Source organism: Pontibacter sp. BAB1700 (assembly GCF_000277005.1).
Taxonomy (GTDB): Bacteria; Bacteroidota; Bacteroidia; order Cytophagales; family Hymenobacteraceae; genus Pontibacter; species Pontibacter lucknowensis.
The window spans coordinates 1-10,967 of sequence record NZ_AKIS01000190.1 but is presented as its reverse complement, the minus strand read 5'-3'; the positions used below and the strand labels follow the sequence as shown (position 1 = coordinate 10,967).

Here is a 10,967-nt window from a genome sequence, read left to right as displayed (position 1 = left end):
ATCTGAATGGTATTATAGCAAAAGAAAAACAGGTAAAATGAGGCAATCAGGAGTGGAATGGGGTCTGCTGAGCCGGTGAGGGCGAGGCTGATCTGATCTGTAAAAAGAAAGAAAGCCGATGCGTACACCAAAAATATAGCAAGCACCAACAGGTAAGCCTGCCTGATGTAATTGGGGATTGATGAGGTAGAACCGGCGGCAATTCGTTCAGATATAATCTGAGTTAGTGGCAGGTTCAGCCCAAAAATGATAATGACGGAAAGAAATAATACGGAATTGTATACGATCGAAAACTCTCCGAACTGCTCCGCACCCAGGAATCTTGCGGCATAGGTAAAGGTAAGAAAAGTAAATACCTGCGATACAAAAGTGGATACTAAAGTAAGGAAAGAAGCTTTGTAGACATCTAACTGGTTTTTGTCAGTGATAATTTTGCTTAGCAATTTCTCCAGCCCCTGCCTGGAAGCGAGCTGTTTAATAGATGTAGGCATTATACTTCTTAAGGTTTTATTTTGTAACACGCCGGCACTGGAGTATCCTTAATTAAAGCCAATACAGGTGTACAAAATGCAAATTTAAGTATTTTAGATGACCCAGGCTGCCTTACTGACAGACTTTGAAAATTAATTTAGTGTCCTTAAGAAATTTAATAACATCAAATAATGCATTAGATTTGCGCTACACTAGCTAAAAGGCTGTCCCTCCAGAAAAGCATTTACCTAACAAATAAAAATAATGTTAAAAGACAAAGGTGTAAACCCCAAAACATCAGAATCTGAAGATGAATACATCGATATCCAAAAATTAGTAGGGGCCTTTTTTCAATTTCTTAAGCGAATAGGACAGGGTATAGGCTATTCTTTCGTAGTTATCAAGCGCCGTATTCTGTTAGTTACGCTTGCAGTACTCATAGGAGCGGCATTAGGATTTTTAGCTTATTACTTCACAAAACCCTATTATACTTCTTCCATGACGCTTGTGCTGGCTGAGATTAGGAATGAATTCGTTGAAAACCAGCTGAATAATCTGTCGGATATGATTGAAGAGGATAACTATGAATCCATTGCTAATGGTCTGGATATTCCGTTGGCTTCTGCCAGACAGATCAAGAACATGAAGTTTTTCAACCTGGATGCGAACAGAATTGACGAAGATAGTATTCTGACAGGATCACCGTTCAGTGTGGAGTTAACTATTTATGATCCCAAGTTATTTGATTTAATGGAGCCTGCAATTGTTACTTACCTGGAAAGTAACAGGTATTTTTCGAAGCAAAAGAGAATTAGGCAGAGACAGGTTGAAAGTATGATTGGTAAGCTGCAGGACGAAATCACTTCCATTGACAGTATCAAAACTTCTGTGGGAAGACCTCAGGGACCTGTAAATGGATTCGTTTATGGACAGGCATTGGATCCTACCAATCTATATCGCGAGAGTATTGGGATGTACGAGAAGCAAGTTGAACTAGAGGCTGATTTGGAACGACTTGACAACATTGAAGTAGTGAATGGTTTCCCTCCAAGAGCTAAACCAACAGGTCCTAAGTTGCTGATTTACTTGTTAATTGGCAGTGCTTTATTTTTTATCATTGGTCTGATATACGCACATAATCTTGAATCAAAACGAAATAGATTAGCTTAGTATCATATACTTAGATTATAAACAGAAGCCCCGCTACCTGATTTAAGGTAGCGGGGCTTCTGTTTATTCTTATTATTCCTCCTGCCTCAATACCCAACTCAGGTTATAGAGGTCCTTGCGGCGGTCTTTGAGATTACGCACGCTTCCGGCTGTGTTCAGATCCTTGAGCAGGTCCAGGTCCAGGTCGGCGATCAGGGTCATTTCTGTGTTTGGCGTAGCTTCGGCTACTACAGCATCATGCGGGAAGGCGAAGTCAGAAGGGGAGAACACAGCGGATTGAGAGTACTGGATGTCCATGTTCTCTACTTTCGGCAGGTTACCCACGCTACCCGTGATGGCCACATAGCATTCGTTCTCGATGGCTCGGGCCTGGGCGCAGAGGCGCACGCGCAGGTAGGCGTTTTTGGTATCGGTCCAGTAGGGTACAAACAGGATCTTCATGTCCATGTCAGACAGCATACGGGCCAGTTCCGGGAACTCCACGTCGTAGCAGATCAGGATGCCGATCTTACCGATGTCGGTATCAAAGATTTTTAGCTTATGCCCGCCGCGCATACCCCAGTAATGGGATTCGTCTGGTGTCACGTGCAGCTTGTACTGCTTGTCATAAGTACCGTCGCGGCGGCAGAGGTAGCTTACATTATAGAGCTTGTTGTCGTAGTACTCCGGCATGCTGCCCGCAATGATGTTGATATTGTAGGAGAGCGCCATGTGAATCATTTGCTCCCGTATCTCGTCGGTGTACTCCGCCATGTTTCGGATGGCCTCCGAAGGAGAGTCTTCTTTAGAGAGCGCCATCAGGGGAGCGTTGAAGAACTCCGGGAATACCACGATGTCTGATTTGTAGGAACTCACGGTATCCACAAAGAACTCGATCTGCTGCATCATGTCCTCGAGGGACTTTACTGCACGCATCTGCCACTGCACAATACCGATGCGCACAACGGTCTTTTTGCCACCTATAAGCTTCTCCTTCTCTTCATAATACACGTTCACCCATTCGAGCAGGGTCGCGTAGGCGCGGGAATCTGTATCGTCGGGGAGGTAGCCTTTCAGGATCTTACGGACGTGGAAGTCGTTACTCAGCTGGAAAGACAGCACCGGGTCAGCCAGCTCCTTATTCCGCACCATTTCAATGTACTTGGCAGGCGTCAGCTTGTCAGCATAGTCCTTATAGCCAGGTATACGGCCACCGGCTATGATGCCGCGCAGGTTCAGGTTTTCACAGATCTCTTTGCGGGCGTCATACAGACGACGGCCAAGTCGCAGGTTGCGATACTCGGGGTGCACAAAAACGTCAATTCCATAGAGCGTATCGCCCTCCGGATCGTGTGATTTAAAAGTGCCTCTGTCCACAATCTGCTCATAGGTATGCTTGTCGCCATACACAGCGTAGTCCACGATCAGGCTGAGCGCCACAGCCACTACCTTGCCTTTGTCTTCGATACAGATCTGGCCATCCGGAAATTTCTTGAGGAGGTTGGAGAACTCTTTTCTGGTCCAGGCGCCGTCAATATTCGAGTACACCAGATCCATGATCTCTTTCACTTCCTTGTAGTCTTTGAGCTCCAGCTGGCGCAGTAACAGTCTGTGCTCAGAATTCGCTTCTATCTTTTCACTCATATATATTTGTGGTTGCTTGCCTCAGGTATACGTGAAGCAAGTATCGTTTTGATATGATATTTTAGTTGAAAGCAGTAAAAAGCGCCTTCATGCAAATTTAAAAAGAAAAAGCGCAGTTTTGCACTGCGCTTTCGGTGTAACAGGTATAGCTCCTTAAAGCTGCACTTCCGGAATATCCCCCTCTACAATCAGACGTCCTTCCGTTGCTTTCTGTATTTCTTCCACACTCACGCCAGGAGCGCGCTCCAACAGTTTGAAACCGTCTTCCGTTACTTCGAGCACGGCCAGGTCTGTCACAATCTTCTTGATGCACTTAAGGCCTGTGATCGGAAGCGTACATTCCTTGAGCAGCTTCGAGGAGCCGTCACGTGCGGTATGTTGCATCGCCACGATGATGTTTTTGGCGGAGGCCACCAGGTCCATAGCGCCGCCCATACCTTTCACCATTTTGCCAGGAATCTTCCAGTTGGCAATATCGCCCTGCTCCGATACCTCCATGGCACCCAGGATGGTCAGGTCCACGTGCTCACCCCGTATCATGCCAAAGCTCTCGGCAGAGCTGAAAATGGACGAGCCAGGCAGTGTTGTAATGGTTTGTTTGCCGGCATTGATCAGGTCGGCATCTACCTTGTCCTCAGTAGGGAAGGGGCCCATACCCAGCAGTCCGTTCTCCGACTGCAACACCACTTCCACGCCCTCCGGTATGTAGTTGGCCACCAGCGTAGGTATACCGATGCCCAGGTTTACATACATGCCGTTCTTTACTTCTTTTGCGATTCGTTTCGCTATCTGATTTTTGTCTAAAGCCATTTGTTTGTCGGTTAAGCGGTTCTAACTGTGCGCTGTTCAATACGCTTCTCGTACTTCTCGCCCTGGAAAATGCGCTGTACATAAATACCTGGCGTATGGATCATGTTCGGGTCCAACTCACCGGCCGGCACCAGCTCTTCTACCTCCGCCACCGTGATCTTGCCGGCTGCGGCCATCATAGGATTGAAGTTACGGGCAGTGCCTTTGTAGATCAGGTTGCCGGCTGTGTCGCCTTTCCAGGCTTTCACAAACGAAAAATCTGCTTTCAGCCATTCTTCCATCAGGTACATTTTGCCGTTGAACTCACGACTTTCCTTGCCTTCGCCCACTTCAGTGCCGTAGCCGGCAGGGGTAAAAAAGGCAGGTATACCAGCACCACCGGCACGGATACGCTCTGCCAGCGTACCTTGCGGAATCAACTCTACTTCCAGTTCACCGCTAAGCAACTGGCGCTCAAACTCCGCGTTTTCGCCCACATAACTCGAGATCATCTTTTTCACCTGGCGCTGCTGCAGGAGCAGGCCAATGCCAAAGTCGTCTACACCGGCATTGTTTGAAATACAGGTCAGGTCTTTCACGCCCAGGCGCAGCAACTCCTGAATGGCATTCTCGGGGATGCCGCACAGGCCAAAGCCGCCCAGCATCAGGGTCATGCCATCCTGCACACCCTGCAGGGCTTCCTGTGCATTCTTTACAGTTTTATTTATCATCGTTAGAAGGTATGCTTATGTGCCAGTCCGGCAGGTATAGCCAGCGCCGACAGCCATTGAACTTAGATTTTATCCGATAGAAAGTTAGATAGAAAAAAGGCCATATACAATTGAAGCCCTTTCGTTTTTAGGTGAAATCCGTCCCAGCTTAGGTGAGGAGTTATTTTTTTACCACGATCAGGGCTTCCAGCATTACCTCTGTTCCTACTTCGCGGGAGATGGCAGCTTTCACACGATCCAGATCCTCGTTGTCAATCGGCTCCTCCGATACAAGCGTCACGCTCAGGGTCATGGGGTTGCCACGAACAACAGATACCTGCTTGACAGTTATGTCGTCCACTGTAAAGTTGCTGAGTGAACGGATCACCTTATGGTCCCGGATCATGGTAAAGGAGCCGTATCCCAGCGGCATACTCACGATTACCACCACCAGCAGCGATACCAGTAGCCCCTTTTTGGCCAGATGCAGGGGGCTGAAGCCTAACAGCATGAACGTGAAAGAACCGGCCAGCACAATGCCTGCCAGGTTGGTCATGAGCAGGAGCAGCGCCCCGATGAAGGCGTCCCAGTCAGCCCAGCCGATGCCAATGCCTGACACAGCCAGGGGAGGAACAAGCGCAACTGCAATCGCCACGCCTGCCAGTGTCTTGGCCACCTCTTCTCGGGCGTGTGCATAAGCACCCGCTATACCTGACACGATCGCCACACCCAGGTCCAGGAGGTTAGGACGTATGCGGGCGGTGATCTCGTCGTTCATAGCCTGCAGGGGACTGAGCCAGGTCAGCAGTATGGCAGCAACATAGCCCAGCAGCAAGCCATAGCCGATTGTCTTCATGCTTTGGAGCGTTAGTTTGCGGTCTTGCCGCAGCACACCCATGGAGAGCGATATGATCGGGGACATCAGGGGAGCCAGGATCATGGCACCAATGATAACAGGGGTGGAGTTGGCAAATAAACCGAAAGTGGCCAGCATCGTGGAGAGTACCATCAGGGTAAGGTAGGCGCTGGATGGCCTCGCATTTTCCCTGAGTACGGTAAACAACCCCTTGAACTCATGCGTGGAGGCATGGAATACCCACGGCAATGATTCTGCCGCAAATTCTTCAGGAAGGACTCCCTTCGCGGCAGTGTGCCTACTTTAAATTTCTCCTCAGCGTTCACTTTTTTTATTATCAACCACCAGGTAGCGCCCGGGTATGATGGTGAGTTTATCGGCGCTCACATGCAACTCTATCTCCCTGGAGCTCATTAGCTTGTTATCCTGGGAGAAGTCCATCGGAATTTCGCTGCTGATCACCACAGACCGTGTTTTGATGTGTCCGATAAACGAGGGCATCCGCTGGCTGCCGTTCTGACCGAAAGCAGACGAAACCGAGAATCTGACCAGTTCCATGATGCTGCGCGGTGCCAGTATAAGCACATGCAAGCGCCCATCGTTGATAAAAGAGTCTTTCAGCAGAATACGTGACACCAGTGAGCTTTTGCCGTGCAGCACAGATATAATACCCAAGGCAGCTGTTTTGATGGGCGGCTTGTTGCCAGTCGTGATGGTAAATGGCCGTGGTTTGAGCAGTTCCGGGTGGCGGAAGATAGTCTTTACCTTGTCCATGCGCGACAAAATAGGGTTGCGCGACACATTGGCCGACATTAGGCTTAGGCTGTTGCCGATCACCACGGTGTTGAACACGGGCTTGTCATTACAGATCAGTAGGTCGGCGTTTATACCTTTGTCTCTTTGGCGAATATCCACGATCGCCTCTAGCAGGTCACCCGATATGCCATACCCTTGACGCGCCTCTTTCATGTCGGGGTGGGGCAGAAAGCCGAGCGTCCACTTCTCCCGCAGAGCAGCTGGCACTACTTCGGAAAGCTGTTCGTCGTTGAGGTAAGTGACCACACAGCAGGCATGTGATATGGGCAGCCGGGAGACTTCGTTGTGCTGAAAAGGCTGTACCTGGGAAATCTGGTCCCCGAATACAGGTATGATTTGATCCTGTACTACATGTTCCTGTGCCGGGTCGTAAAGAAGGGTAATGTGCTCCATCCAAATTCTGCCTAAAAAAGCTATCTGAATTCCGGACCTATACCTGAATCTGTAGAGTCCGAAATCGTTTAGATTACTCTTTTAAAGGATGGATTGTTTAGCTGATTACGAATTGACTATACCTTACTGCGCTTCCAGCACACGCATAGTATCTTCTTTGTCTTTGGCTAACTGTGCCTTAAGGGCTTCAAGTCCTTCAAATTTCTTTTCCTGGCGCAGCATTTCCACAAACTCAACCGTCAGGGTATGGCCATAGAGGTTGCCTTCATAGTTGATCAGGTGTACTTCCAGCGTGAGGTGAGATCCGTCTACGGTCGGACGTACGCCGATGTTCATCATACCGGGCAGGCGCTGTCCGTCGTGCTTTACCCAAACTGCATACACGCCATGGGCAGGTATAAGCTTGTGCGAAGCGGGCAGGGCCAGGTTGGCAGTCGGGAAGCCAATGGTGCGCCCCAGTTTGTTGCCTTCCACCACGGTAGAGGTAAGGCTGTAGGTATGGCCAAGGTAGCGGTTGGCCGTAGGTATATCACCCGACTCAATCGCCTTGCGGATTTTAGTGGAGCTTACGCCAATGTCGTCCACATCCTGACGCGGAATTTCTTCTACCTCGAAGCCATATTGGGCGGAGCGGGCTTTCAGATGCTCAAAACTGCCTTCGCGGTTTTTCCCGAAGCGGTGGTCGTACCCAATGACGAGCACTTTGGTATGGATGGCCTTCACAAGCACATCTTCAATAAAGGTGCGCGAACTCAGGCGTGAAAATTCTTTGGTAAAAGGTATGATCAGCAGATAGTCGATTCCGAAACTGCGCAATTGCTCTATACGCTCCTCAATAGTGGCGAGCAGCCTGAGGTCGTTGTCCTCTGGAAAGAGCACCAGGCGTGGGTGCGGCCAGTAGGTGATCACTACACTCTGACCCTCTGACTGGCGGGCACGCTCCTTCACACGTTGCAGAATCTTCTGATGGCCCACATGCACGCCATCGAAGGTGCCGCTGGTAACCACCGGGAAACTCAGCTTAGGGAACTCAGCTATATCACGAATTACTTCCATTCGCTTCGAGTTGGGCTCTTCTGATTTCCTGAATGTCTTCAATCGTGAGGGCATCCTCTAACTTGTACTCCCCGATACGGGTGCGCACCAGAGCAGACAGGTGTGCGCCTACTCCTAACTTCTGTCCCAGATCGTGGGCCAGGCTGCGGATGTAGGTACCTTTGCTGCAAATCACTTTAAAAGAAACTACAGCTCCTTCTATGTTCGTGATGTCAAACGCCTTGATGGTAACAGTGCGAGGCTTCATCTCGGCCTCCTTACCTTTGCGGGCCAGGTCATAGGCACGCTTACCGTCTATCATCACTGCCGAGTAAATAGGAGGGATCTGCTCGATGGTGCCTACAAAACTACTGGCAGCAGCTTGTATGTCCTCTGGTGTCAGGTGACTGATGTCCTTGCTCTCGCTTACAGGCGTTTCCAGGTCGTAGGAGGGAGTGGTCTGGCCCAGTGTGATGGTGCCGGTGTATTCTTTCTCCTGCGCTTGAATTTCGTCAATACGTTTGGTGAATTTGCCGGTGCACAGGATCAGCAGTCCTGATGCCAGCGGATCAAGGGTGCCGGCATGGCCGATCTTCTTTACACGCAGGGTATTGCGCACTTTTTTCACCACGTCAAAAGACGTCCAGGTAAGCGGTTTATCCAGGAGCAGTATCTCGCCTGCTTCAAAGTTGTAGTTCATGTTATACTCTTAAGTCAACACCCATGGCTAGCAGCGCCAGCAAGGCTATACCTAGTGCTATACGGTAATACCCGAACATCTTGAAGCCATACTTGGTCAGGAAGTTGATGAAGAACCTGATCGCGATCATAGCCACTATAAAAGCAACCACATTGCCGATAAGCAACAGGCGCAGGTCATCGGCTGTGATGACGTCGAAGCTGTTTCTGATTTTTACGAGGTCGAGGTCACGATGTCTGATATCTCAAGCTTGAGCAGGTCCTTAACCAGCTTATAACCCGCCGCCGCCAGCATAGTAGGTACCGCCAGAAAGAAGGAGAATTCAGCTGCTGCCTTGCGGTTGATGCCTTGGGTAAGGCCACCGATAATAGAAGCTGCAGAGCGCGAAACACCCGGAATCATAGCAATGCACTGAAAGAAACCGATAACAAGTGCATTCTTATAGGTGATCTTGTTTTCCTGGGCATGGGCGAACCACTTGTCCACGAACAGCAGCACCACACCGCCAGCTACCAGCATCACAGCCGTGATAAACACACTGCCCAGCATGGCGTCGATTACGTCGTTGAGCAGGAAGCCAATGACTGCCGCAGGTATAAAGGCAAATATCAGCTTCTGATAAAACTCAAAACTGTTGAGAAAGCGCTTCCAGTAAAGCACTACTACCGACAGGATAGCACCAAACTGAATGTTCACGGCAAATATCTTGGTGATCGGAAGCTCGTTTATACCCATCAGGCCGAAGCGATGATCATGTGACCTGTAGAGGATACAGGCAAAAATTCGGTAAGTCCTTCAACTATGGCTAAAATGATAGCCTGCCATTCACTCATCTAACTACTCTTCTGTGTTTTCGTGTGTTCTATCTTTTACCATGATCGCAAACAGCTCGATCACAAAGCCGGCCATGACAACGATCGGGCCCAATGTGATGCCCATAAAACCGAGGCCATACTGCTCGTCATCGAGTGTCATGATGATAAAACCTATTGCCAGCACGGCAATGCCCACCAGCATCAGGATGTAGTTCTTTCTGCCAAAGGCAAGCTTGTTCTTATTTTCCATATTAATATAGTTCGTCAAGTGAAAGGCGCAGGTACTTGCGTACGGCGCGGTAAGAGCTCATAAATCCAATCACGGCACCCAGAACAATCAGGGCGATCATGAGCATGTACATTTGCTCTTCGTCCTTGAGCAGGCTCAGCTCTGTAATCTCGCGGTAGGCGTACTGCATCAGCGCAAAAAGCAAAACAGAGGCAATAATACCACTTATGATGCCCTGAAATGCGGCGCGGTTAAGAAAAGGACGCTGAATAAAGAAAGAGGTAGCACCTACCAACTGCATACTCCGGATCAGGAATCGCTGGGAGTACAGGGCAAGCTTGATGGTGTTGTTGATCAGGATAATCACCACCAGCACCAGTATACCTGCAAAAGCGATTAGCAGAATGCTGATTTTTTGGATGTTGCTGTTGATCGACTCGATCAGGCTCTCCACATATTGCACTTCATACACTCCCTCTATACCTTCGATGTCGTTTTTTATACCTTTGAGTTGGGCTGAACTGGAGCTTTCGGCATTTATCCGGAGCACATAGGTGTCACGAAGCGGGTTATCTCCCAGAAAGGCCATGAAGTCTTCACCGGTCTCCTCCAGAAATGCCTTGGCGCCCTCTTCTTTTGAAAGGAATCGTACCTGGGCCGTATCACCCTTATAAGCCACATACTCTTTGGCGGATAATGTCTTCTGCAAGCGGTCCAGCTGTACCTGCGTCAGATCACGATCCAGGTACACCTGCATCTCAATGCTTTCCTTCACAATGTCGGAGAGCTTGCCAGCATGGATCAGCAGCATGCCGAACAGGCCAATTACAAACAGAGCCAGGGAGATGGAGAACACCACCATGGCATGCGGGTAATTACCGAGCTTCTTCTTCTTGACTGTCTTGGGGGTAGTTGTTGCCATACGATACGCTTCCGTGCAAAAATAGAAATATTATTTAAATATGAGGTGCTTCCGGCCAGCTAATGCAAAAAGCCCGGCTGGTGTTCCGGGCTTTACAGATTCATGCGTGGGTCGGAGTCGAGGATGATGGGGGTTTCCCGCTGCTCGCGTCGGCGCTCTCGGCGTGCATCCCGATCCCGGCCAAAGAGCTCCCGCAAATTGTCGAAGCGCTTCGTGTGCAGTAAACTCAAACGTTGCGTATTCGAAACCCGGGTACGATAGTTTTCGGGCAAGGTGTTATACTCCAGTCGGGCCCTCAACTCACCGCTCTGTGTAATATAGTACTCGATGGACCAGTTCCCCTGATACGAGCTTCGGTTGTTACCACCAGCCTGCTCGGACTGTGCGGCTGCGCTATACCTGTCTGGCTGCTTACCCGCAGGCGCCTGAAAGAAGGTA

12 protein-coding genes and 1 pseudogene are annotated in these 10,967 nt (G+C 49.5%); 1 reads left to right on the top strand and 12 read right to left on the bottom strand.

What is annotated here, in order from left to right; all coding sequences use genetic code 11:
• A partial coding sequence (locus O71_RS18910) for an oligosaccharide flippase family protein (protein ID WP_007660183.1) occupies positions 1-491 on the bottom strand: 491 nt, incomplete at its 3' end.
• 244 nt (positions 492-735) lie between these two features.
• Here O71_RS18910 and O71_RS18905 point away from each other — a divergent pair.
• Positions 736-1,641, top strand: a complete 906-nt coding sequence (locus O71_RS18905; protein WP_007660181.1) for a chain length determinant protein — start codon at positions 736-738, stop codon at positions 1,639-1,641.
• Positions 1,642-1,713: 72 nt separating this feature from the next.
• Here the strand turns inward: O71_RS18905 and O71_RS18900 are convergent, their stop codons facing one another.
• The 11 genes and pseudogenes from O71_RS18900 to O71_RS24435 all read right to left on the bottom strand — a co-directional run.
• The gene (locus O71_RS18900; RefSeq protein ID WP_007660179.1) at positions 1,714-3,264 is read right to left on the bottom strand and encodes a carbon-nitrogen hydrolase family protein; all 1,551 of its coding nucleotides are present in this window, start codon (positions 3,262-3,264) and stop codon (positions 1,714-1,716) included.
• Positions 3,265-3,417: 153 nt separating this feature from the next.
• Positions 3,418-4,074 carry a CoA transferase subunit B gene (locus O71_RS18895; protein ID WP_007660177.1) on the bottom strand — a complete coding sequence of 219 codons (657 nt, stop codon included), beginning with the start codon at positions 4,072-4,074 and terminating at the stop codon, positions 3,418-3,420.
• A gap of 11 nt (positions 4,075-4,085) precedes the next feature.
• Positions 4,086-4,784 (bottom strand): CoA transferase subunit A, encoded by a 699-nt coding sequence (locus O71_RS18890; protein WP_007660176.1) that lies wholly within the window; start codon positions 4,782-4,784, stop codon positions 4,086-4,088.
• Positions 4,785-4,944: 160 nt separating this feature from the next.
• Positions 4,945-5,868: a DUF389 domain-containing protein gene (locus tag O71_RS23530; protein ID WP_192811709.1), complete on the bottom strand. Its 924-nt coding sequence runs from the start codon at positions 5,866-5,868 to the stop codon at positions 4,945-4,947.
• Between the two features lie 66 nt (positions 5,869-5,934).
• On the bottom strand, positions 5,935-6,828 hold the full coding sequence (locus O71_RS23525) for a hypothetical protein (protein ID WP_051017818.1): 894 nt from the start codon (positions 6,826-6,828) through the stop codon (positions 5,935-5,937).
• A gap of 123 nt (positions 6,829-6,951) precedes the next feature.
• The gene (locus O71_RS18880) at positions 6,952-7,884 is read right to left on the bottom strand and encodes a bifunctional riboflavin kinase/FAD synthetase (RefSeq protein ID WP_007660175.1); all 933 of its coding nucleotides are present in this window, start codon (positions 7,882-7,884) and stop codon (positions 6,952-6,954) included.
• On the bottom strand, positions 7,868-8,563 hold the full coding sequence (gene truB / locus O71_RS18875) for a tRNA pseudouridine(55) synthase TruB (protein WP_007660174.1): 696 nt from the start codon (positions 8,561-8,563) through the stop codon (positions 7,868-7,870). Before truB ends, O71_RS18880 begins: the two co-directional genes overlap by 17 nt.
• Position 8,564: 1 nt before the next feature.
• Positions 8,565-9,396 (bottom strand): annotated as a pseudogene (locus O71_RS18870) (undecaprenyl-diphosphate phosphatase).
• Between the two features lie 4 nt (positions 9,397-9,400).
• Positions 9,401-9,628 (bottom strand): DUF3098 domain-containing protein, encoded by a 228-nt coding sequence (locus tag O71_RS18865; RefSeq protein WP_007660172.1) that lies wholly within the window; start codon positions 9,626-9,628, stop codon positions 9,401-9,403.
• A 1-nt stretch (position 9,629) separates the two neighbouring features.
• Positions 9,630-10,529 carry an ABC transporter permease gene (locus O71_RS18860; protein ID WP_007660171.1) on the bottom strand — a complete coding sequence of 300 codons (900 nt, stop codon included), beginning with the start codon at positions 10,527-10,529 and terminating at the stop codon, positions 9,630-9,632.
• Positions 10,530-10,621: 92 nt separating this feature from the next.
• Positions 10,622-10,967: hypothetical protein (locus O71_RS24435; RefSeq protein WP_007660170.1), on the bottom strand; the 346-nt coding region annotated here is incomplete at its 5' end.